Raw genomic sequence first — 23744 nt, 5'->3', positions numbered from 1 at the left:
TTTTCAACTGTATATGAAGCAAATTCTATGCCAAGTTCTATCTGATTGTTTAGCCGGATATTTATGGCATAAAAATATATTTTTTAAAAAAATTGTAAAAAATGCTGACAACTGCGTCAGTTTCAAAGAATTCAGCGCTACTGGTATTTTTGGAGAAATTTCCATAGATAAATTTTTGCCCCAGCGAAACCGGAAACCGGTTGTGAGCAGTTGTAAACTTTCGGTAGTGCCACGCATGAAGAGATGCGCTGTATGCCAATTATTAAAAAGGAGTTTTTTACATGATTAATGCCTATGCCGCATTTGAAGAAAAGCAAGTACTGAAATCGTTTGAATACGATCCGGGTGAATTGGGTGAAAGTCAGATTGAAATCGAAGTTGCCTATTGCGGCATCTGTCACAGCGACATTAGCATGATCGATAATGAATGGGGGATAAGCGTTTATCCGCTTGTCCCGGGTCATGAGGTGGCAGGTACGGTTTCCCAGGTTGGGAGCAAAGTAACATCCTTGAAAATCGGCGACCGGGCCGGGTTGGGCTGGCACTCAGGTTATTGCAATCAATGCGCCGCCTGCAATACGGGCGATCATCATCTTTGCGTCACAGCTGAGCAAACAATCGTGGGTCGTCATGGTGGGTTTGCAGATAAGGTGCGTGCGGATGCAAACAGTGTTGTAAAAATTCCAGACGGGATTGATCTGGCAGTCGCCGGGCCTTTATTTTGCGGCGGTGTGACGGTTTTCAACCCTTTGCTGCAGTTTGGTGTCAGGCCAACAGATAAAGTTGCGGTGATCGGAATTGGTGGTTTAGGACACCTGGCATTGCAGTTTTTAAACGCCTGGGGGTGTGAGGTGACTGCGTTTACATCCAGTGATGTTAAACGTAGAGAAGCATTGGATCTTGGGGCGCATCGAACACTCAATTCCGGCGATCCTGCGGTGCTCGAAGCTGCGGCAGGGCGCTTCGATTTGATTATTTCTACTGTAAATGTCAAACTCGACTGGAATTTGTATCTTGGCGCACTTGCACCTAAAGGTCGTCTGCATTTTGTTGGCGCAGCACTGGAACCGCTGGATCTTAATGTGTTCGCTTTAATTATGCAGCAAAGATCTGTTTCCGGTTCTCCTGTTGGCGACCCGTCAATTATCGAGAAAATGCTGGAATTTACAGTCCTGCACGATATCAAACCTGTGATCGAAATATTTGATATGGCCGATGTCAATAAGGCTATTGCAAATTTAAAAGCAGGCGATATCCATTATCGTGCTGTTTTAAGCGCATAATGAAAATATACGATGCTGGATGCATCCTGGGAACATTTTCAATACCCACTTAGGATTGTTTCGGTGTTTGCGATAAAAGCAAATATGGGATCATGGGTCTGATGGATTTGGGCTTGTTTAAGGACGACACAAAACCGGAAATATTAAATGGTCATAGGTGAACATTTTGAATGTACATAATCGGCAGGCACTAAATGCGAATTTGCGTGAAACATTGCAGCAAACTGAGTTGATTCCGCCACTGTCAGAAACAGCCAATAAGCTTCTACAGCTTCGTAATAGACAGGATGCTAATTTGGAGGAACTGGTAAGCGTGATAGAAGACGATCCTTCTTTGGCGGCTTTTGTTATGAAATATGCACGGATGGCGATTTTTGGCTATGGTGATCGAATTACATCAGTGACATACGCGGTCTCACTTGTGCTTGGCTATACAACAGCACTGAATGTGACGTTGGGTGTCGCCTCGTCAGGTTCTCTCAAAATGCCGGATGACGGGCCGCTCGGACGTGTTCGTCTCTGGAAAGATGCGTTGCAATGCGCCCAGTTATGCCGTCAGTTGTGCCGATTAATGAAAAAAGAACAATGTATAGATCCTGATCTTGCCTATTTGGGTGGGCTGCTTCATAATTTTGGCTACTTGCTGGTCGGGCATGTATGTCCGAGAGAATTTGCAAGCCTTAATGAAATGATGGCGCATAATCCTGAACAGGATATAAGGCCGCTAGAATTGCAGCAATTTGGTATTACGCATGATCTTGTCGGCTTGTATCTGTTGAAGGCATGGCGTCTGCCGGAGGAAGTGATTATGATGGCGGCAAAGCATCATTATCCGGACAGTGTCGGCAAGCACGTTATATATGTAAAAGTTGTAGCAACCGCCAATCGCTTGCTTCATAAAGATTGTATTACTGATGCCTGTGAGCATATTGAGACATCTGCGTTGCTGGAAGAATTAGGTATCGGTGAAGCGGAGGCGGGACTTGAACTGGAGCAAGTTCTGGCGATCCAAGATGAACTGGAAGAACTGGCTCGAGGCCTTATGGCATAAGAAAGATAGTCAGTGTTGCATCCATGATTCATGACGTCCCCTAGATATGACCACCTGCTGTCAAATACTTGCTAAATTTTTGTAAATGCAAGCAGGTCAGAAACGAGTTTATGAAATCTTTTCTTTGGATCATTCTCATTATTGCCGGCAGATACCATTTTAGCATCTGAATCCGATTGGGTGTTTGTGGACTGTTCGTTTGCAGCACAAATTTCGTCCGTAATATTGCGGCAAAAATCGCAATATGCATTCCATGCCATGTTATAGCTGCGCAATTGATCCTGTGGAATAAAAATCCGCAGCACATCAAAGTTGTGTTGCATTTCAGGTAAGCGTGAACAAAGGTATTGATTGACATTTTCCGGCCAGCGAATATGCCTTGGATACATGCTCGCTAATTCTGTTTCAATCGTATGACGGAAATTATTGATTGCCTCTTCGCGGCGTTTGCGGTTTACTATTTCTACAGCTACAGCGACAAGGGCTATTATGCCAAATAATAAAAAGGGCCAAAGCGGTACGGTTTCAAAGTATTTGGAAATTTGATCGATATAATCTTCCAAGGCAGCCTCTTATATGTACATTAAATTAATGGATCGTTCGTTTTAAAATTATATAAAGCGTGTCATTTGTGTTTCGACCATTCAGTTTTTGCCATTCAATGTTATTCATACGTTAATTTAATTCGCTGAATCTTGCCATAGACAGATCAATGTATCAATATGATAACAGTGATAAGAACTGAACGAATGTGTTTGCGCTGATTTTATTAAAAATATTTTAAGTGTATGTCGATTATTCTGTCGCTTCTGAAAAAATACGGTTACAGCAGGTGCATATCTTGCTTTATCGTATGGATCAGTTTTGCCGGTCCAGCCTACGCAGAAACGCCGGCTGCGGTGGTGTCAGCACATCATTTGGCAACTTCGGCCGGTTACGAGATTCTGGATCAGGGTGGAAATGCTTTTGACGCGGCCGTTGCTGTAAGTGCAGCATTGGCTGTTGTGGAACCTTATGCTTCAGGTCTGGGGGGGGGGGGGTTTTGGCTGTTGCATGAGGCGAAAACAGGCCGTGAAGTTATGATCGATGGGCGTGAAACTGCGCCGGGAGAAGCTTCTGCAACAATGTATCTGGATAATCAGGGCCATCCTGTGCCGGGAAAATCGCTGAATGGCCCTTTAGCGGCCGGTATACCGGGCTCACCCGCCGCCCTTGTTTACCTGTCACGGCAATACGGTCAGCTGGAACTGGCGCAAAGCCTGGCCCCGGCAATTCGGCTGGCACAGGAAGGCTTTAAAGTCGATCAGCGTTTTGCGCAAGCACTTGATTATCATAAGAAAAAGCTTATGCGGTACGCAGACACGGCAAAGATTTTTTTGCCGAACGGTCATCCGCCGGCCGCAGGCCAGCTATTTCGTCAGCCGCAACTGGCCGCAACATTGGATGCGATTGCGCAATCGGGTAGACACGGATTGTATGCAGGCCCGGTTGCACAGGAACTGATCCGGTCAGTCAGAGAAACGGGTGGGATTTGGCGTGAGCGGGATTTGATCGATTATCGCGTTGCAGAACGAAAGCCCATTCAGTTTAGCTATGGGAATGCACGTATTACAACCGCGACATTACCTTCGGCAGCTGGTTTGACTCTTACGCAGGCGCTGAATATGCTTGAATGGCTGCCGTTTGACGACAGTGACGAGTTGGACCGGGCGCATTTGATTGTAGAAGTATTGCGGCTAGCGTATAAGGATCGCGTTGAATTGCTCGGTGATAGCGACTACGTACAGGTGCCTGTCAAAAAATTAGTCAGCAAAGTCTATGCGCGTCAACAGGCTGTTTCGATAGATCTGAAACGTGCCGGGGTGAGTTTGCCGGAGCAACCTGTCGCGAATGAAGGTAGAGAAACCACACATTTCTCAATTCTTGATAAGGACGGCAACCGTGTCGCGGCTACGATGAGTATCAATACTTTTTTTGGTTCCGGATTTGTGGCGGGCAACACCGGAATTCTATTAAATAATGAAATGGACGATTTCGCAATGGGTGCGGATGTTCCCAATGTTTTTGGTTTATACGGTTCGAGCGCAAATGCTATCGCACCAGGTAAACGTCCGTTATCGAGTATGTCGCCGACCTTTGTGGAGAATGACGAGGGCATTTTAATTTTCGGTACGCCTGGCGGGTCGCGTATTATCAGCATGGTGTTGCTGGTGATCCTCGATTACGTGAACAACGGGCAAACAGACCCTCAAAAATTGGTGGCGCGTTCGCGTTTTCATCATCAATATCTGCCTGATTTCATTCAAATTGAGCCTGAAGCATTTGGACCCGGCTGGGTTTGGTCGATGCGGTCCAGAGGACATGTGGTTCGTGCGATGCAGCGCAAATGGGGCAACATGCAAATGATCTTTTTTGATAAAAAAAGTCGCCAATCGCTGGTTGCGAGCGATCCGAGAGGAATGCGCGATACGCATTATTAATCTGTAAGATTTATTGTCAGTTAGAAAGGTATTGCGGGCAAACTTATTGCCGGGTGAAGTGGATTGTATTGATCAAACTGTTAGCATGGCATGATAAAATAAAATTGACCGTGCACGGTCAATTACGTTAATTTCAAAAATTGCAAAGACAAAATTATAAAAAAACCGGACAGCCCGGACGCTAATTACGTTCAAACTTTACAATTACCGTTTTTCATATTTTATGGCAAAGACATCAAAAGCTTCCGCTTCTTCGCGACCAGAGACTTCGCAGCCAGAGAGTTTTGAAGCTGCGTCTACCGAACTTGAAAATATTGTTACAGCAATGGAAGCGGGACAGATGCCGCTCGAAGCTTCTTTGGCCGCATACAAACGTGGTGTTGAGTTATTACAATACTGTCAAAAACAACTGCAGGATGCACAACAGCAAGTGCGTATTCTTGAGGATGATCTGTTGAAAAACTATACGACACCCGAAATCCATGATCGTTGATTTTCAGAGCTGGGCGGGTCATTGTCAGGCGTCTATCGAAGCTTTCTTGGATTTGCGTTTGCCTGCTGCTGACTGCGTGCCTGTTCGTTTGCATCAGGCAATGCGCTATGCTGTTCTTGATGGTGGCAAACGGGTCCGTCCATTGCTGGCTTTCGCAGCGGGAGAACTGGGGCAGGCCGATGTTGAACGTGTGAAAGTTGTAGCAGCAGCTATTGAGTTAATACATGCTTATTCCCTGGTTCATGATGATATGCCTTGTATGGATAATGATGTGCTAAGGCGGGGCAAACCGACTTGTCATATTGAATTCGATGAGGCGACTGCGTTGTTGACCGGCGATAGTCTGCAGACACTTGCGTTTGAATTACTTGCTGAAAAGCGACTGACTGAGGACGCGTCAACACAGCTGGACATGATTAAACAGCTTGCAAACGCTTCCGGTTCCAGGGGTATGGCAGGCGGGCAGGCATTTGATCTTGACAATGTGGGGAAAACATTGGCCTTGCCAGAGCTCGAGTTTATGCATATTCATAAAACCGGCGCACTGATTCGAGCGGCTGTGATGCTGGGCGCACATTGCAGCAGTCAATTGAATGAGACACAATTAAAAAAACTGGACCGCTTTGCAAAATGTGTAGGCCTCGCGTTTCAAGTCGTCGATGATTTGCTGGATGCAGAAGCCACTACGGCGACACTTGGAAAAACAGCTGGCAAAGATGCCGAAAATAACAAGCCCACTTATGTCAGCATCATGGGTATTCGCGAAACGCGTGAAAGAGCAGAACAACTGCAACAGGATGCGGACAACATATTATGCGAGTTTGGAGACGATGCCTTACGGCTTCGTCAGGTAACGGATTTTATTATAAAACGCAAATTCTAATAATTTTCATATTTATTGTTAATAAATTTTAAAAATCTGAATGTCTTTACTGCTAGATCGTATTAATTCGCCTGCACAATTACGCGAGCTCGAACTGAAAGAGTTATTTGAGTACGCCAAGGAATTGCGCAACTTTCTGATTGAATCTGTTTCAAAAACCGGTGGCCACCTATCTTCTAACCTGGGTACCGTTGAATTAACGATTGCGTTGCATTATGTATTTAATACACCGCATGATCAACTAGTCTGGGATGTAGGTCATCAGACGTATGCGCACAAAGTGCTTACAGGCCGGAAAGACGCTATGGATAAACTGCGTATGGAAGGCGGCATCTCCGGATTCCCGAAAAGAGACGAAAGTGAATATGATGCATTCGGCACTGCCCATTCGAGTACGTCGATCAGTGCAGCACTGGGTATGGCAGTGGCCACGCAACTGGAAAAAATTGACCGGCGGGCAATCGCTATCATTGGCGATGGCGCAATGAGTGCAGGTATGGCATTTGAGGCATTGAACAATGCAGGAGTTATGGATGCCAATCTGCTGGTTATATTAAATGATAACGATATGTCCATTTCCAAACCGGTGGGTGCGCTAAACAATTATTTTGCAAAACTGATATCGGGCCGATTTTATGCCACGGCACGCCGGGCAGGTGAAAGAATGCTTGGTGTTGTGCCGTCTATGCTGGAATTGGCCAAGCGCGCAGAAGAGCATATGAAAGGAATGGTCACACCCGAAGGTACGCTTTTTGAGGAATTTGGATTTAATTATATCGGTCCCATTGACGGTCATGATTTAAAAGTACTGACTGCCACGCTGAGAAACATCAAGAATCTTGATGGGCCGCAGTTTTTGCATGTGGTTACACGGAAAGGCGCGGGATATCAAGTTGCTGAAGAAGATCCGATTCTGTATCATGGCGTGAGCAAGTTTGATCCGGATGAAGGTATTGTCGCCAAACCACCCAGCAAGCCAACCTACACGCAAGTTTTTGGCGAATGGCTATGTGATATGGCTGCTAAGGATTCACGCTTAATAGGCATTACACCGGCAATGCGGGAAGGATCTGGTCTGGTAAGGTTTTCTCAGGAATTTCCGGACCATTATTTTGATGTCGGTATTGCAGAACAGCATGCTGTGACGTTTGCAGCAGGGGCTGCATGTAACGGACTGAAACCAGTTGTGGCTATTTACTCAACATTCTTGCAGCGCGCCTATGATCAATTGATACATGATGTCGCTATACAGAATTTACCGGTGCTTTTTGCAATTGACCGGTCGGGATTGGTAGGCGCAGATGGACCAACACATGCTGGAAGTTTCGATTTGTCGTATTTACGCTGCATTCCCAATATAACTGTCATGGTGCCATCGGATGAAAATGAATGCAGACAAATGCTCTATACTGCATTCAAGCTTAATACACCGACTGCGGTTAGATACCCGCGCGGGACTGGCCCGGGCGCTAAAATCCAGAAGGACATGGTTGAACTGCCTGTCGGTCGTGGCATGGTTCGCCGCAGTGGCAAGAAAATTGCTTTTCTTGCTTTTGGCAGCATGCTTGCGCCATCTCTTGCTGCTGCCGAAGAATTGAATGCAACGGTAGCCGATATGCGTTTTGTTAAACCACTGGATGACGAATTGATAGCAACTTTGGCTGATGATCATGATCTATTGGTTACTGTTGAGGAAAACGCCGTCATGGGTGGCGCTGGAAGCGCGGTTGCCGAATTTCTAAGCAGGCAAAAAATCATTGTAAAAATATTGCAACTGGGTCTTCCCGATATTTTTCTGGGTCAGGGAGACCATGCTCGGATGCTTGCAAGCTGTGGACTGGATAAGGTTGGTATTATTCAATCTGTACAGGAGTATTTGTCCTGATAGACTGTAAGCTGGATTTGCCGGAGCAAACAGATAAATTTTTAAACCTGTTTGCTATTGGTAATACAAGATCAAGCAACGTTTAATAAAAGGATGGGGTGGATATGAATAAAGAAATAGATTTACCCATCGCTGATGTACAAAGTACACACGATACGCGACGCATTGCGATTGACAGAGTTGGCATCAAAGCAATTCGTCATCCGGTTGTGGTCGCGGATAAAGATGATGGTGTGCAACACACGGTGGCCATGTTTAACATGTATGTAAATTTGCCGCATAGATTCAAGGGTACGCATATGTCCCGTTTTGTGGAAATCTTAAACGGTCATGAACGGGAAATATCAGTGGAATCTTTTAAAACCATCTTGCAGGAGATGGTGGATAAGCTGGAAAGCGACTCCGGGCATATTGAAATGACTTTTCCGTATTTTGTTGACAAGGCGGCGCCTGTATCCGGCGTCAAAAGCCTGCTGGATTATGAAGTGACATTCATTGGCGAAATAAAGGACAATGCGTATGCTTTTACGATCAAAGTTGTGGTGCCGATAACAAGTTTGTGTCCTTGTTCAAAGAAAATATCCGACTATGGCGCGCATAATCAGCGTTCGCATGTAACAATCTCTGCGCGCACCAACAGTTTTGTGTGGATTGAGGATTTGATCAAAATTGCAGAAGATAAGGCATCATGTGAGCTTTACGGATTGCTCAAACGTCCTGACGAAAAGTATGTCACTGAAAAGGCGTATGACAATCCAAAGTTTGTCGAGGATATTGTCAGAGATGTTGCAGATACCCTGAACAAAGACAAACGCATTGACGCCTACGTGGTTGAGTCGGAAAATTTCGAATCAATACATAATCATTCAGCTTATGCATTGATCGAACATGACAAAAAAACAGCATGTATCTGACCGATCAGTTTTGCTCAGGCATTATCTTCAAACTGTTCTTTGGAAAAATCTCTTATTTTGAATCCCAGTAACCAGAGGGTCGCAAAATAGCTGCCCGCGCCAATGGCGATGATAGCTGCCAGGCGACTGGCGCGTGTGACTGCTGTATCGGCTAGCCATGATGCACTTGTGCCCGAAGTAAACCACAATACGGTTCCCATGACAAGCAACGCTGTTTGAATCTTGAATAGGAAAACAGCCCATCCGGGTTGCGGTTGATATATACTCTGGCTGCGGAGTTTGTAATATAACAAGCCCGCATTCAAACAGGCGCCAAGTCCAATCGCCAGTGCCAAACCAGCATGTTTAAGCGGAATAATAAAAACAAGATTCATCATCTGGGTTGCAATCAATGTAATAACTGCGATTTTTACCGGGGTTCTGATATTTTGCCGGGCATAAAATCCGGGTGCCAATACTTTGACCAGAATAAGCCCGATTAGCCCAAAACTGTATGCCACAAGTGCATCGCGGGTCATAAATACATCATTATCGGTAAACGCACCATAATGAAACAGTGTCGTGATCAGTGGCACTGACAATAGCGCCAATGCAAGTGCTGCAGGCAGTGTCAGTAGCACTGTCAGGCGCAGGCCCCAGTCCAACAGCCTCGAGTACGCCTCAATGCTGTTGCTGCTGTATTGTTTGGCCAGGGATGGTAATAATATTGTTCCCAGTGCAACGCCCAATAGACCGGCTGGGAATTCCATTAGCCGGTCTGCATAGTAAAGCCATGAAACACTGCCGGTTATCAATAATGAGGCAAAAATTGTATTAATCAGCATGCTGAGCTGGCCGACCGATACGCCAAATACAGCAGGGCCCATTAATTTGATGATTCGCCAGGCGCCTGTGTCTCTTGTTCTAAAACGTATTCGCGGCACTAGCTTCAGGCGTGCCAGATATGGAATTTGAAAACTTAGCTGTAGTGCGCCGCCTATGAATACAGCCCATGCCAGCGCACGTACAGGGGGGTCAAAATACGGAGTTAACCACAGTGTGCAGGCGATAAAAGAAACGTTTAGCAGCGCTGGCGTCAGTGCCGGCACATAAAATTTTCCGTATGTATTCAGAATGCCGCCGGCAAGTGATACCAGGGAAATAAAGAAAATATACGGAAATGTGATTCGTAACAGTTCCACAGTTAAACCGAATTTTTCAGCGTCAGCAGCGAAACCAGGCGCGCTGATATAAATAATCAGCGGCGCGGCTATCACGCCGGTCAGTGTGACAATAAAAAGCGCCAGACTCAGTAGTGTTGCAACATGATCAATTAACAGGCGCGTTTCTTCAACAGTGCGTTTGTTTTTATATTCTGCCAGTATCGGAACAAATGCCTGGGAAAAGGCGCCTTCAGCAAATAATCGTCTGAGTAGATTTGGAATACGAAATGCTACGAAAAAAGCATCCGCTGCCATTCCAGCACCAAAAATACGCGCAATAATAACATCGCGAATAAAGCCGAGAATGCGGGAGATAAAAGTCATACTGCTGACAGCAGCCAGCGCACGTAATAAATTCAAAGTTGACTAGGTTTGCAGTAAGAGAAAAAATTTGCACTGATTTTAAGTCATTTCATCGTATTTCTGAAAAAAGATTGCGTTGGAAATTGACGCTTCCTGTGGGAAGGAATCAAGGTGTCGTTGAAAAAACGCCTCGAGGCAGTTGACAAGTTGATACAAAAGGTGAGAACAGGTGACAAAATTGGCGAGGACAGATTGATTTTAAAATGGTTGAATACCGGATTGCAGAGGTGTGTAGCAAAGTGGTGGAATGCTGTGATGCGTAAAAAAACAGCGTTTATATGTATAAAAGCTGTATTTTGCGTCTGTTTTTAACGCTGCAGCGGCAGCACAGACGGTTTTGCCACGCAGCGGTTTGTTTAATTGTGCGCCATATCTTGTGAACGTTGTTCGTGACAGAGCCGGTGGCGCACTGATATTCGGATAAGTAAGATGCCGGATAAAAAACGTTGCGGCAAGATTGGCCGGCTTTTAAAACCGCGTCACCCCAGATAGCACCCAATTTTCCTGATAATATTAGCTTCTGGCCATGTCCATTCCAGACGATATTCCGCGCCTAGTTTGGGTTTCTTGATTTCGGTTTCAATCCGCGTTTCGCCGGCGACAACAGGTGGCAACAGCGCTTCTTTGTTACCATTGTAAACACAATATGCATGTGCAGAGGAAATGGGGCGTCCTTTCGGCAGCTCAACAACAAGTTTGAGTTGATCGGTTTCATTGTCTATCGTATGTGAAAGTGTACATTCTGTTTTACCAAATGCGCCGGTGTAGGTGCACGACAATGTCGTATCCAATCCATTTTTCGCTTTCGGGTGGGACGGTAATGCCATGCAGACCTGGTAGTTGTTATTGCTATCTTTTGTTTGTTCAATGGGTAGTTGGTTATTAATACGGAAACCGCTGACTGAACCGGTGGGATTAATATTTTTAAACCAGAAAACAGTGTTATCGACATGACACGCTGTAGTCTTTTGTTTCTGAATCAATTCGGCTTTATTGCCGCAGGTGTCTTTAACAACAAGAATTTTTTCCAGCCCGGAAATGCTGAAAGCACCTTTGTTTTGCTGTATTTGCTCGTAGATTAACAAAGCGGCGCCGAGTATAAACAATAAGCCGACTATCAAAAAATCGCTCATGACGATTACTGTAATACCAAATATTATGATTAGAACATTGGCATAAAAAATCAACTGGTTGCGTTTGTCAAACATTCGTTGCTCCTTAAATCTGGCTTATCTTTTCGTTATAGCGTTATAAATTCACGATATGGTTTTTTCTTGGTAACAGCGTGTTATTTTCCCTTATTTTGTGCTTACATAAAATATAAATGTTTTCAACAGCGTTTTTTGAAGGGCTGAGTGTATCAGAGTGCGGCTTGCAAAAAAAGTGAGATTGTGTAATGTTGTGCGTATAAAAATAATTTACGAAACACGGGTCAAAACACCGTTTGCTGTCGTAGTCGATATCAGATCAATGTGTTACATGTGTGTATAGACAGGTGTTTGTAATAAAATAACTGCGTGAGCAAACAGCCAATTTCTATTACAAAGTACGAAGTGTTTATAGTAGTTTGTATTGTATTGGTAAACGAGTATTGGTAAACAACTCAATTGTTTTTTAATTTTTTTACGGAGATTGTTATGTCAAAAAAAACATTAAAACCAGTTTCATTTGCTGTTGGTACTGTTTTCGTTGCTACATTAGCTGCAAATAATGTTTCAGCCGAAGTTGTTACTGATGATAACCCATTTGCTATGAGTGAACTGTCTGGCGGTTATATGCAGCTTGCCTATGGCGGCGGCGGTGACAAATCGGATAAAAAGGACAAATACGGCGAAGGCAACTGTGGCGGCAAGAAGGCCAAAGAAGAAGGCAAATGCGGCGAAGGCAAATGTGGCGAAGATATGAAAAAAAATATGGAAGGTAACTGCGGCGGCAAGAAAGCTGAAGAAGAAGGCAAATGCGGCGAAGGCAAGTGCGGCAGCAGTAAGTAACTCGATCAAAGACAGCTTTTCATGAACAAATTAGCGTATCCTGTTCATGGTGCGGGACTTGGTCTGCGGCGAACGATGGTGCATTCGCTGGCAGATCAGCCCGCATGTCCGGTAGATTTCTGGGAGATCGCTCCGGAAAATTGGATTGGCGTGGGTGGATATTATGGCAAAAAATTGCGTATGTTTACCGAGCAATACCCATTTGTCTGTCACGGTCTGTCGCTATCAATAGGCGGTCCTTCACCGCTTGATGAAGCGTTTTTGCAACGGCTTAAACGTTTTATGAGAGATCATCATATACGCTGTTATAGTGAACATTTAAGTTACTGCAGTGACGATGGTCATCTCTACGATTTGCTGCCGATTCCATTTACAGCAGAGGCCGTTCAATACGTTGCAGACCGGATAAAACGTGTACAGGATGTTCTGGAACAGCGTATTGCTATAGAAAATGTATCTTACTACGCAGCGCCCGGCCAGCAAATGGCCGAAATTGATTTTCTGAATGCTGTTCTCGAAGAAGCTGACTGTGATTTGTTACTCGATGTCAACAATATCTATGTCAACAGTATCAATCATTGTTACGAAGCCGAGGCCTTTTTAAAGCGGATACCTGCCAAATGTATACGTTATATTCATATTGCGGGTCATTACAACGAGGCTGAGGACTTGATTATAGACACCCACGGGGCAGATGTTATCGATCCGGTCTGGATGCTGCTCGAAAAAACCTACCAGCAATTCGGTGTTATTCCAACGTTGCTTGAAAGAGATTTTAATATTCCATCTTTGCAGACGCTGTGTCGCGAAATAACACAGATTCAAAGTCTGCAATTGCAATGGCAGCACCCTGCGGGGAATGGACGTGTCTGGCATGCCTGAACATCCTGATTTTATGCAGCAACAATATGCGTTTACCGCATATATACGGAACCCTGAACATCATTCATGTCCGCGCGATATTGAAGAACGGCGTATGAAAATTTATTGCGATCTGCTCTACAATAATGTCGAAGGTTTTATGGCTAGTACGTATCCTGTTTTACGCAGTATTATGCCAGATGAACGCTGGCATGCTATGGTGCGTGACTATTTTGCCACTCACCGGTCGAGTACACCGTTGTTCCCTGAAATGCCGCGTGAGTTTCTAAAATATTTGCAGCTTGAGTGTAATTTTGATTCTGAAGATCCTCCGTTTATGCTGGAATTAGCGCATTATGAATGGGTGGAGCTTGCGTTATCGATACTGGATGAGAAAATTGATGTGGACCAATTTGATGCAGAAGGCGATATTCTATCAGGAATTCCGATGGTGTCTCCTCTGGCGTGGGTACTGAGCTATCAATTCCCGGTGCATAAAATCAGTCCTGAGTTCCAGCCGCAATTGCCCGGTGAAAAAACAACAAATTTGATTGTGTATCGTGACGCCGACGATAAAATTCATTTTATCGAAGCCAATCATGTCACTGCGCGTCTGATGCAACACATAATCGACAACGTATGTGAAAACGGTCAAACGCTGCTGACAAGAATTGCTGCTGAATTGCAGCATCCACAGCCGGATACTGTAATCCACGGGGGATATGAAATCATGCTTGACTTTTTAAATCGGGGCGTGTTACTAGGTACGCGTATCTAGTACTCTATCCATATGATATTGCCGGTTCGGTGAATTTGTCAGCGTCCATGGGCGTTGCCGTGGTGCCTCGCAACTGCGTTACAGTATTTGAAAAGGTAACAGCCTTTTCCTGCGCAGCGCCGTGCTTTGTTGTATAACGTTACAGTAACGCTGTGCCTGGCACAATACCATATCGATAGAGCACTAAATACTCCTTAGAAACGTTTAATATGAACGCAATATCCATCTTGCTGAACTCCAGTAACGGGTATTTTTGTTCCAGTTACTTCTGTGAACTGCTGCGTGTTGTATGTGATGTCGCTGCTTCAGATGCGACGGTTTCGAGTCCGCAGCTACAATGCCAGCATAACTGAAAATTGGACGGATTATCTTCACCGCAAGCGGGACATTGGATGATTGTATCGGTCTGTGGTATAGCTTCGTATTCTTGAACAATTTTACGTCCGCGTTCATAATCCACATCTCGTATTACCCATACCTCAGGATACGCGTGCGTAAATGGAATATCGCCTGTGCCACCTTGTGCGTGTTGATTAAATAATTGTGCCGGGATAAGCGCATGCTCCAGCATATCGAGCACAATTTGTGCTTCCATAAGATTATTTGCGGAGTAAATTTTTTTCATAACGTTCTTATTGTTAGTGAGGTTTGCCGGCATGCTGCCGGCTAATACTTTCAGCAGGCATATTTTATGCGATTTTATAATAGTTTGTTTAGTTCTGAATAATCGGACGTTATTTTATTTTTTAGATTGTATAAGCGTTAGCATGCTTATGCGAGGCAATTCAACTTATTTATCTGATTAGTTTAAAAATGTGGTTTAAAAACTTACTGATTTACCGTATATCTGATGGAAAAATCGATCCAACCCAAGTCAATGATGCACTGGGTAAACTGGCATTGCAAGATTGTCCGCAAATGGAAATGCAAAGTGTGGGGTGGGTGCAGCCAAAAGAAGGAGCAGATCAGTTTGTCCATGTCTGCGATCGGCATCTGTTGTTTGCGCTCGGTATTGAAAAAAAATTATTACCGAACACAGTAGTGAGTCAGTACGCCAAGGAACGGATTGCAACGATGGAGCAGCACCAAGGTCATAAGGCGGGTAAGCGGCAGGTCAGAAACATCAGGGAGGCGGTATTGATTGAGTTAATGCCGCGCGCATTTGTGCATCGCCAGGCAATTTATGCCTGGATTGATGTGGCAGAAGGATTGTTGGTTGTTGACGCTGCTAATCTGAAAAAAGCGGAAGAACTGGTTGATCTGCTGTTAAAAACAGTGGCTGGTGTGCGATTGGTGCCGATTACAACGAACATTTCACCTGCAACCGCGATGACACGCTGGCTGTCGGGCGACGATCCACCAGCTATCTTCACGATTGATCGCGACTGTGAATTACAGGGCGTGGATGACGAAAAATCCATAATCCGGTATACGCATCATGTGCTGAATAGGGATGATACGGTCAGGCATATTACAGCAGGCAAGCGAGTCATCCGCTTAGCCTTGACCTGGGCAGGCAGAATTTCGTTTGTGCTTCATGACAATTTTCAGATCAAACGTATAGAACCACTGGATATCATTAAGGAGTCATCCGATGCGACAGATTCAGACGAACTGTTTGACAGCGATTTCGCGTTGATGACAGGTGAGTTAAGCCGGTTTTTGCCTGATCTGTTGCATGCGCTCGGTGGTGAAAACCGGTCAGGGATTTGAGTCGGGTTGTAGCTGCTTGCAAGGCGAAAATTTTTAATTTGAAAACATTGCCTTGCCAATTATGTGGACAGGCTAATGTTTGTCCTTAGAATGGTCTTTAATACCTGATAGAACGCCGGTGGCAATTTTATGAATAAAACCGGCTGTTGTCTGAGTCAGCTGAGCCCCGGCTTCAATTTGCGCATGTCCGACAGAGGCGGCCTGTTGGGCAAACGTGGCGAGTGTTTCTTTCAGCTGCGCACCGACAACAGTTCCATTGTTTTTTGCGTGCTTGGTGATATCGTGCAGAATATCCGAAATCGTGCCTTTTGCAGCCGAAGCGGTGTTTTGCAGCGTATCCAGAAATAAACTTTCCAGGCCTTCCAGGTCTGAGCGCGTCCGGACCAGCTCTTTATCGGAAAATTTTTGTGCCCGTCCCGCTGCTTCCTGAACGGCAAGTTTGGACGCTTCTGCAAATCTTGCCAGCGCCGAATCCAATCCAGAAATCGCTGCGGTAACCTGGGATTTTGCCGATTGCGACTGATTGTTCACTGCGAGGAATTTTTGCTGGGCGCCTTCTTGCACGCCACTAACCACTGCAGTGACGATACGCCGGATAGAATCGATATCCAATCGATCAGCTTTCATAGCTTTCAGTGTTAGTCGATGTACAGTTTCCTGAACGTTAGTACCGTCTACCAGTGCGTCACGAATATCTCGTTCTAATTGGCTCAGATCGTCGTTAATGTCTGCCGTGCTGTTCTGATGCATTTCGTCGTTATCTGTTTGCATGGTTACTGTTCCTGTCATTTTAAAATTTTGTTGTAATGGTTTCATTGTCCTCCCGCAGCACTCAATTGGTCAAGACCATTCATATAAGGGCGTAGTATTTCAGGAATGGTTACGCTGCCATCCGCGTTTTGATAGTTCTCCAGAATGGCAACCAGCGTTCTGCCTACGGCTAGACCGGAGCCGTTTAGCGTGTGTAGAAGCGTGGTTTTTCCACTTTCGTTGCGAAAACGGGCCTGCATGCGCCTGGCCTGAAACGATTCACAGTTACTGCAGGAAGATATTTCTCTGTAAGTGTTTTGTGCAGGCAGCCAGACTTCTATATCATAAGTTTTCGCAGCGGAAAAGCCCATGTCGCCCGTGCAGAGCGTTATGACACGATAAGGTAATTCCAGTTTCTGCAGGATGGTCTCGGCGTGCCCAACAAGTTCATCTAGCGCAGCGTAGGATGCTTTCGGATGAACAATATGCACCAGCTCAACTTTGTCAAACTGGTGTTGACGAATTAAACCGCGGGTGTCTCTACCGTAGCTGCCGGCTTCCGAGCGAAAACAGGGCGTATGCGCGACGAATTTTAAAGGAAGGGAATGCAGTGCTACGATTTCATCACGTACGATATTGGTGAGTGAAACTTCAGCGGTGGGTATCAAATACAATCCGGTTGTGTGTGCATCATCAGCCGCGTCGCCTTCCGTTTTGATTGCAAACAAATCTTCCTCAAATTTGGGTAACTGGCCGGTTCCATACAGGCTGTCATGATTGACCAGATAAGGGGTATAAGTTTCCGTGTAACCATGTTCTTGTGTATGCATATCCAGCATAAATTGCGCCAAAGCGCGGTGTAACCGGGCCAAACTGCCTTTCATCATGCTAAAACGTGAGCCGCTCAATTTTGCAGCTGCTTCGAAATCCAGTAATTTCAGTCCTTCTCCAATGCTGACGTGATCTTTAATCTCGAATCCGAACGACGGGATAGCACCCCAGCAGCGGATTTCCAGGTTATCGGACTCATCTTTGCCTTTTGGAACGCTGTCATGAGGCAGGTTCGGTGCTTCAAGCAGCATTTTATGCAATTCAGATTGTATCTGTTCTAATTGGCTAATAGACTGTTTCAGTTCATCCCCTAGATTTGCGACTTCGGCAAGGATTGCGGTGGTATCTTCACCCTTGCTTTTGGCCGAGCCGATCTGCTTTGATACGGTATTGCGTTTGGCTTGTAATTCCTGAGTATGGATCTGAATTTTTTTGCGTTCAGTTTCCAGTTGATTGAATCGATCAACTGGAAAAGAATAATTTCTACTGTTCAGTTTTTCAACAGCGTAATTGAGATCAGTGCGTAACAATTGGATATCTAGCATGAAAGCTCCGGGTAACAAATGATTGTGCGATACTGTTTTGTTTAAAATTGGCGGGATCTGTTGTTGTACCGGTAACCATCTAACGTTTTCGATCAAAACGTTTGTGTTCTTTGGCCTTTTTATCCAGGCTGCGTAAATAATTCAGTTTTTCCTGAATTTTGTTTTCAAGACCGCTGTCTGTTGGGTGATAAAATTGTATTTCCTTCATTTCATCGGGAAAGTAATTCTCGCCGGCTACGTAGGCTTCGGGGTAATCATGCGTATAACGGTATTTGTCACCAAATCCCATTTTCTTCATCAATTTTGTGGGTGCGTTGCGTAAATGCAATGGTACCGGCCGGGATTTGTCTTTAACGACGAAGTCGCGTGCTTTTTTATAAGCAAGGTATGACGCATTGCTTTTCGGCGCACAGGATAAATACAGGACAGCTTGCGCCAGCGCCAGCTCGCCTTCGGGATTACCAAGCCGCTCAAAGGTTTCGCAGGCGTTTAAGGTTAATTGCAAACTGCGTGGATCAGCCATGCCAATATCTTCGACAGCCATCCGTAACAGGCGTCGTCCGATATACAGAGGATCGGTACCTCCATCCAGCATACGGCATAACCAGTAAAGCGCCGCATCCGGCGATGAACCGCGTACCGATTTATGCAGCGCAGAAATCTGATCGTAAAATGCGTCGCCGCCTTTATCAAAAAAGCGTGTATTGCGGGATAATGCGTTTTGCACAGCCGGTGTGTCGATTTCATCGGTTTTACCGTTTTCGGCTACAATTAACATATGTTCCAGCATATTAAGTATGCGTCTTGCATCGCCGTCTGCGTAAGCGATAATTAATTGACGTGCATCGCTGGTGAATTTCAGTTGGCGTGACAGTGTTTTTAATGCCCGGTTAAAAATCTGCGTCAAATCATCATCGCTCAAAGCCGTTAATGTATAAACCTGCGCACGTGAGAGCAGGGCGTTGTTGACTTCGAACGACGGGTTTTCGGTGGTTGCACCGATAAATGTAAACAATCCCTGTTCGACATGCGGCAGGAAGGCATCCTGCTGCGACTTATTGAAACGATGCACTTCATCGACAAACAGAATCGTGTGCCGGCCACTTTGCTGTAAAGCGGCCTGCGCTTTTTCAATAGCGCTGCGAATATCCTTGATGCCAGATAATACTGCTGATAACGCAATGAATTCTGTATTAAATACACGAGACATCAATTGCGCCAGTGTTGTTTTGCCGGTGCCAGGCGGACCCCATAAGATCATTGAATGCGGTTTGCCGGATTCAATGGCAAGCCGGAGTGGCTTGCCTTCACCGAGCAAATGCTGCTGTCCGATAATATCGCCGAGGGTTTTGGGGCGCAACTGCTCTGCAAGTGGTGCTTTGGGAACGTGTGAATTAAATAAATCACTCACTGATGATATCAGCGCCATCCGGTGGCGTAAATTTGAAAAGGCTATCAGGCAGTACGGGATTTTTAATAAGTTCGGAAAATGTGAGATAGGTGGTCTGTCCGAAGCTGTCCCTTAATGCCATGTATTGCAAATCACCATTGAGCGAGAAACCCAATTGAATAAATGCGAAAGCGCTGTCCTTGTTTTTTGGAATCGCTTCCATCCACGCAATTTCATCCTGTATGCCAAGATTAATTAATTCGAAGTTATCTTCAATCGTGCTGTTACCGGCCAGGAGCGCTGCCGGGCTGCTGCCAATCGCAATGTTAAACCGGCGGACTGTTACCTGATTCAAATCATGATCGTAAAACCAGACTTGATTGCCGTCACCCACGATAGATTGTTCATAAGGTGTTTGATATATCCAGCGAAATTTATCCGGACGCTCAAATTCCAGCGTGCCGCTGGATTTTTGAATGCTGCGTGCGTTTTTGTCGAGCAATGTCTGGGAAAAATGGGCGCTTACGGTTTGCGTCTCTCGAATGAAGGTTTTCAACTGGTCAACAGCTGTGGCGTTGGCATTGCTGTATGTTAAAACCGGCATGCATAGGGATATAACCCATAAAAAAAATGTGAAGTAAGTTGTAGGATGCATAGGTTGTTATGAATTTATGCCGATCTGTGCTGCCGCGATGTGAGTGCAGGTTTAAAATTATTCACTGCGCGCAGGAACAAGGACTTCACGATTGCCGTTATTTTGCATGGCGGATACCAGACCGGCGCGTTCCATTTCTTCGATCATTCGTGCCGCACGATTATAGCCAATTCTCAGGTTTCTTTGCACTAGAGAAATGGATGCGCGACGTGTTTTGATGACAATCTGAACGGCTTCATCATAAAGCGGATCTTGCTCTCCACCGTTCTGTTTTTTAGTTTCTTCCAGGGTATTCCCGGCACTTTCCTCTTCACCTGCTTGCAAGATTTCTTCCACATAACAGGGTTCTCCATGTTCTTTAAGATATTCTACGACTTTATGAACTTCATGATCAGCCACATAAGCGCCGTGCACGCGTTGCGGATAACCGCTGCCAGGTGGTAGATACAGCATGTCACCCTGTCCCAGCAAAGTTTCCGCACCCATCTGATCGAGAATGGTGCGCGAGTCAATTTTGCTGGATACCTGGAAAGCGATACGCGTAGGAATATTTGCTTTAATCAGCCCGGTAATGACGTCGACAGAAGGCCGCTGAGTGGCCAGGAGTAGATGAATGCCAGCTGCACGGGCTTTTTGCGCCAACCTGGCAATCAGGTGTTCTACCTTTTTACCTGAGACCATCATCAAATCTGCCAATTCATCGATGACTACGACAATCAGCGGCAACTCCTCAAGCTGTTCCGGCGCTTCTTCTGATGCCAGTGGATTCATAATAGGCTCTTCCTTTTTTTCAGCTTCACGAATTTTATGGTTGTAACCGTTTAAGTTGCGCACGCCTAAAGACGACATCAGTTTGTAGCGACGCTCCATTTCAGCTACTGACCAGCGCAGGGCATTTGCTGCTTCACCCATATCCGTGACAACCGGTGTGAGCAGGTGAGGTATGCCTTCATATACGGATAACTCCAGCATTTTGGGGTCAACCAGTATCAGACGAACCTGTTCGGGGGTGCTTTTATATACCAAGCTTAAAATAATGGCATTAATGGCTACGGATTTACCAGAGCCAGTCGTGCCGGCAACCAGGGCGTGCGGCATTTTAGCGAGATCGGAGACAACAGGGCGCCCACTGATGTCCTTTCCCAGTGCTATTGTCAGTGGTGATGTAGTATTGGCATAAGATTGTGAGCTGAGAATTTCAAGTAGACGAACTACTTGCCGATTGGGGTTGGGGATTTCCAGCCCCATTGTTGTTTTACCGGGAATGGTTTCTACAACACGAATGCGGACAACAGAAAGCGCGCGTGCCAGATCCTTGATTAAATTGATAATTTGATTGCCCTTTACGCCTACAGCCGGTTCGATTTCATAGCGTGTAATGACTGGTCCGGGATAAGCAGCAACAACTTTGACAATAACGCCAAATTCCTTTAATTTGCTTTCAATCAATCGCGATGTTGATTCAAGAACATTTTTGGATAACACTTCGACGTTCTTATCAGGCTCATCGAGTAAGTGCAGCGGTGGTAAAGAGGATTCCGGTAAACTGGGAAATAAAGATTTTTGTTTTTCTTTTACTGCGCGTTCTGATTTTTCAATATTGGCCGCCGGTGACTCAATGTGGATCGAACGCGCATCAAGTACCGGTTTTTTTTCTGTTGCAGGTATTTTAACATGCTCATATTCGTCGTTTATCCAGCGCGGCTGTTGATGGCGTCTGTTATGCCATTGTTTCTGTAGCAAAAAAATGCTGTTTTCAATGGTCTCGCCAATTTTCTCAACAAAGCGTACCCACGATAATCCCGTAAACTGACTGAAACCAATTGCGATGAGTATTAAAAGTGTCATGGTCGCACCGGTAAATCCAAGCAATTGAGATAGACACAGACTGACGGCCTTTCCGGATATGCCGCCTGATTGATATGGCAGTTCAATATTCAATGTATGAAAACGCAGAGATTCTAATCCGCTGCTCGCGATTAATAACAATAAAAAGCCACCGATAGACAAAAAAATTGAATGACGGTCGAATATGCCGGCAATATCAATTCGACGGTAGCTCCAGGAAACTGCAGCAAGACAAAATGCCACCCACCACCATGCCGATGCGCCAAACATGTAAAGTAAAAAATCCGACAGCCACGCCCCGATATGTCCACCAGCATTGTTAATATGATCATAGTCACCGCTGTGTGTCCACCCGGGATCTCCGCGGTCATAGCTGTAAAAGATTAGAATGAGATAGAGCGCGCCACCAACAAGCGCTAGCCAACCGGACTCGCGCAGTAACCGGGATACGCGCGGCGGCAGGGTGCGCCCACTTGACTTGCTGGCCATTGATTTATTGATCAAACTCATGGATGTTTCAAAGCGTTTGAGCTTTATTTAATCTGGTGAGTTTTGAATTATATAAGAAAATCGTCAGAAAACGTCGACAGCGGACAACTGGCTACATTATTTAATCTGCTTTTATCTCTTGTTTCTGTAATTTTTAGTGGATTAACCCGACCTTGGTCGGCATAGAATAGCCGGTATATGCGCTTTGTCAGAACGTGACGTTTCCGGTAACGTTGCAACCCTGTTTTTGCCATTTTGTTTAGCGATTATTAACGCATCTTCAGCGCGATTATATAGTTTTCGAATATGGTCTTTGTCGTTTAACATGGTGATGCCGACATTCACAGCCAAGCTTTGCTGTGTACTGTGTTGATCCAACTGAGAGACTTTCTTACACAGAGCTTCCGTCGCTTCTTTGGCTTTGTTGATATCCGTTTCAACATATACGACTACGAATCGATTTAAGTCAACACGATATAATTGATCAGAACTGCGGATGGATTTTCTGATTTCGTCGGATAGTGTTTTGATATATTGATTGTCAATGTGGATAACCGAATTTTCGGCCGTGTTTGTATTGCTGGAATCGGTTATATCAAAAATGGCCAGTGATAAATTCCGTTTGTACCTTTTGCTTCTTTTTATTTCAATTTTAGTCTCCTCTTCAAAAGCGCGGCCATTTTTACATTGCGTTAGAGGATCGACACAGGTTTCTGACATGAGTGTGTAGAGCTCATGATTAATTTTTTTGATTCTAAGTACCATATACGTGGTAATGGTTATAATTAGAAGCGCCAAAATACGATTGGTTAAAACGACATCCATGGGTGCAGCGATGTACGGTGACAGAAAAAGACCTGTCAAAGTGAGCAGAAACCCTATGGCTGCTGTGATATAGGTGCTCCCGTTGCTTTTAAACCTTATGCTTGCAAAAACAAGTAATGCATAAGGCGAACCGGCGGCCACTCCAAGAGGCGTACACAGGTCGGATAAAAAAATACTGACCGAACATATAGATAGAAATAACCAATAGATATGATTTGCGTGCTGATTCTCAGGTAATTTTAAACTGTTAATTTTAGGAAAAATTAGTGAACGCATATGGCCACCTTATCATCAGGGTTGTGAAAAATTAACTACACATTATTTACGTCATGATTTGGCTTTTTTGTAATTAAAAATCCATTTTAACAAGAAAAGTATTTTATCATATTGACTTAAAAATAGATTGTTTCTTGTTATAATGCTTGGAGTTAGAACCTAGCCCGCGAACGAAAGAAGATAGACAAAAGGCGGGTCATTTATTTAAAAGCGAATAAAAAAACAATTAAGAAGTTAT

General features: G+C 44.9%; 21 protein-coding genes. 11 read left to right on the top strand and 10 right to left on the bottom strand.

Going from position 1 to position 23744, the window contains the following annotated elements; translation table 11 throughout:
* Nucleotides 1-281: 281 nt before the first annotated feature.
* Both BMY60_RS08965 and BMY60_RS08960 read left to right on the top strand, forming a co-directional pair.
* On the top strand, nucleotides 282-1283 hold the full coding sequence (locus BMY60_RS08965) for an NADPH-dependent aldehyde reductase Ahr (protein ID WP_090333024.1): 1002 nt from the start codon (nucleotides 282-284) through the stop codon (nucleotides 1281-1283).
* A gap of 166 nt (nucleotides 1284-1449) precedes the next feature.
* Complete coding sequence (locus BMY60_RS08960; RefSeq protein ID WP_177166639.1) at nucleotides 1450-2334, top strand: HDOD domain-containing protein; 885 nt, start codon at nucleotides 1450-1452, stop codon at nucleotides 2332-2334.
* 71 nt (nucleotides 2335-2405) lie between these two features.
* Here BMY60_RS08960 and BMY60_RS08955 read toward each other — a convergent pair whose 3' ends face one another.
* On the bottom strand, nucleotides 2406-2897 hold the full coding sequence (locus BMY60_RS08955; RefSeq protein WP_090333021.1) for a hypothetical protein: 492 nt from the start codon (nucleotides 2895-2897) through the stop codon (nucleotides 2406-2408).
* A 225-nt stretch (nucleotides 2898-3122) separates the two neighbouring features.
* On the opposite strand from BMY60_RS08955, the gene ggt reads away from it, so the two are divergent.
* The 5 genes from ggt (at nucleotide 3123) to folE2 (ending at nucleotide 8989) form a co-directional block, all read left to right on the top strand.
* Nucleotides 3123-4814 (top strand): gamma-glutamyltransferase, encoded by a 1692-nt coding sequence (gene ggt, locus BMY60_RS08950; protein WP_090333020.1) that lies wholly within the window; start codon nucleotides 3123-3125, stop codon nucleotides 4812-4814.
* A gap of 223 nt (nucleotides 4815-5037) precedes the next feature.
* Complete coding sequence (locus BMY60_RS08945; protein WP_090333018.1) at nucleotides 5038-5307, top strand: exodeoxyribonuclease VII small subunit; 270 nt, start codon at nucleotides 5038-5040, stop codon at nucleotides 5305-5307.
* Complete coding sequence (locus BMY60_RS08940) at nucleotides 5297-6190, top strand: polyprenyl synthetase family protein (protein WP_090333016.1); 894 nt, start codon at nucleotides 5297-5299, stop codon at nucleotides 6188-6190. Before BMY60_RS08945 ends, BMY60_RS08940 begins: the two co-directional genes overlap by 11 nt.
* A 40-nt stretch (nucleotides 6191-6230) precedes the next feature.
* Nucleotides 6231-8075 carry a 1-deoxy-D-xylulose-5-phosphate synthase gene (dxs, locus tag BMY60_RS08935; RefSeq protein ID WP_090333015.1) on the top strand — a complete coding sequence of 615 codons (1845 nt, stop codon included), beginning with the start codon at nucleotides 6231-6233 and terminating at the stop codon, nucleotides 8073-8075.
* Between the two features lie 104 nt (nucleotides 8076-8179).
* A complete protein-coding gene (gene folE2 / locus BMY60_RS08930; protein ID WP_090333014.1) occupies nucleotides 8180-8989 on the top strand; it encodes a GTP cyclohydrolase FolE2 in 810 nt (269 codons plus the stop codon).
* Between the two features lie 14 nt (nucleotides 8990-9003).
* Here folE2 and murJ read toward each other — a convergent pair whose 3' ends face one another.
* Together murJ and BMY60_RS08915 are read right to left on the bottom strand one after the other, a co-directional pair.
* Entirely contained in the window at nucleotides 9004-10551 is a 1548-nt protein-coding gene (gene murJ / locus BMY60_RS08925) for a murein biosynthesis integral membrane protein MurJ (RefSeq protein ID WP_090333013.1), read from the bottom strand.
* A 482-nt stretch (nucleotides 10552-11033) separates the two neighbouring features.
* Nucleotides 11034-11762, bottom strand: coding sequence for a hypothetical protein (locus BMY60_RS08915; protein WP_090333011.1), 729 nt, complete (start codon nucleotides 11760-11762; stop codon nucleotides 11034-11036).
* Nucleotides 11763-12191: 429 nt separating this feature from the next.
* On the opposite strand from BMY60_RS08915, the gene BMY60_RS08910 reads away from it, so the two are divergent.
* Genes BMY60_RS08910 through BMY60_RS08900 form a run of 3 tightly spaced genes read left to right on the top strand, consistent with a single transcriptional unit; the run spans nucleotide 12192 to nucleotide 14184 of the window.
* Entirely contained in the window at nucleotides 12192-12545 is a 354-nt protein-coding gene (locus BMY60_RS08910) for an HvfA family oxazolone/thioamide-modified RiPP metallophore (protein WP_090333009.1), read from the top strand.
* A gap of 21 nt (nucleotides 12546-12566) precedes the next feature.
* Nucleotides 12567-13427, top strand: coding sequence for an HvfB family MNIO-type RiPP peptide maturase (locus BMY60_RS08905; protein ID WP_090333008.1), 861 nt, complete (start codon nucleotides 12567-12569; stop codon nucleotides 13425-13427).
* Nucleotides 13420-14184 carry an HvfC family RiPP maturation protein gene (locus tag BMY60_RS08900; RefSeq protein WP_090333006.1) on the top strand — a complete coding sequence of 255 codons (765 nt, stop codon included), beginning with the start codon at nucleotides 13420-13422 and terminating at the stop codon, nucleotides 14182-14184. Before BMY60_RS08905 ends, BMY60_RS08900 begins: the two co-directional genes overlap by 8 nt.
* Before the next feature lie 262 nt (nucleotides 14185-14446).
* Here the strand turns inward: BMY60_RS08900 and BMY60_RS08895 are convergent, their stop codons facing one another.
* A complete protein-coding gene (locus BMY60_RS08895) occupies nucleotides 14447-14809 on the bottom strand; it encodes a putative signal transducing protein (protein WP_090333051.1) in 363 nt (120 codons plus the stop codon).
* Between the two features lie 188 nt (nucleotides 14810-14997).
* Here BMY60_RS08895 and BMY60_RS08890 point away from each other — a divergent pair, with 188 nt between their 5' ends.
* Nucleotides 14998-15897, top strand: coding sequence for a recombination-associated protein RdgC (locus BMY60_RS08890; protein ID WP_090333005.1), 900 nt, complete (start codon nucleotides 14998-15000; stop codon nucleotides 15895-15897).
* A gap of 72 nt (nucleotides 15898-15969) precedes the next feature.
* On the opposite strand, the gene BMY60_RS08885 is transcribed toward BMY60_RS08890, so the two are convergent.
* The 6 genes from BMY60_RS08885 to BMY60_RS16015 all read right to left on the bottom strand — a co-directional run bounded on the left by BMY60_RS08885 (nucleotide 15970) and on the right by BMY60_RS16015 (nucleotide 23506).
* The gene (locus BMY60_RS08885; RefSeq protein WP_090333049.1) at nucleotides 15970-16668 is read right to left on the bottom strand and encodes a DUF6781 family protein; all 699 of its coding nucleotides are present in this window, start codon (nucleotides 16666-16668) and stop codon (nucleotides 15970-15972) included.
* Between the two features lie 41 nt (nucleotides 16669-16709).
* Complete coding sequence (serS, locus tag BMY60_RS08880; RefSeq protein WP_090333048.1) at nucleotides 16710-18023, bottom strand: serine--tRNA ligase; 1314 nt, start codon at nucleotides 18021-18023, stop codon at nucleotides 16710-16712.
* Nucleotides 18024-18102: 79 nt separating this feature from the next.
* Nucleotides 18103-19434, bottom strand: coding sequence for a replication-associated recombination protein A (locus tag BMY60_RS08875; RefSeq protein WP_090333046.1), 1332 nt, complete (start codon nucleotides 19432-19434; stop codon nucleotides 18103-18105).
* A complete protein-coding gene (gene lolA, locus BMY60_RS08870) occupies nucleotides 19427-20017 on the bottom strand; it encodes an outer membrane lipoprotein periplasmic chaperone LolA (protein ID WP_256250773.1) in 591 nt (196 codons plus the stop codon). The genes BMY60_RS08875 and lolA overlap by 8 nt, the downstream gene beginning before the upstream one ends.
* A gap of 108 nt (nucleotides 20018-20125) precedes the next feature.
* Nucleotides 20126-22426, bottom strand: coding sequence for a DNA translocase FtsK (locus tag BMY60_RS08865; protein WP_090333001.1), 2301 nt, complete (start codon nucleotides 22424-22426; stop codon nucleotides 20126-20128).
* A gap of 141 nt (nucleotides 22427-22567) precedes the next feature.
* Nucleotides 22568-23506, bottom strand: a complete 939-nt coding sequence (locus BMY60_RS16015) for a GGDEF domain-containing protein (RefSeq protein ID WP_090333000.1) — start codon at nucleotides 23504-23506, stop codon at nucleotides 22568-22570.
* Nucleotides 23507-23744: the final 238 nt, after the last annotated feature.

The organism is Nitrosomonas sp. Nm51, from assembly GCF_900111165.1.
In the GTDB taxonomy this organism is placed as follows: Bacteria; Pseudomonadota; Gammaproteobacteria; order Burkholderiales; family Nitrosomonadaceae; genus Nitrosomonas.
The sequence above is the reverse complement of the archived record's forward strand: the minus strand, read 5'-3'. Positions and strand labels throughout refer to the sequence as shown.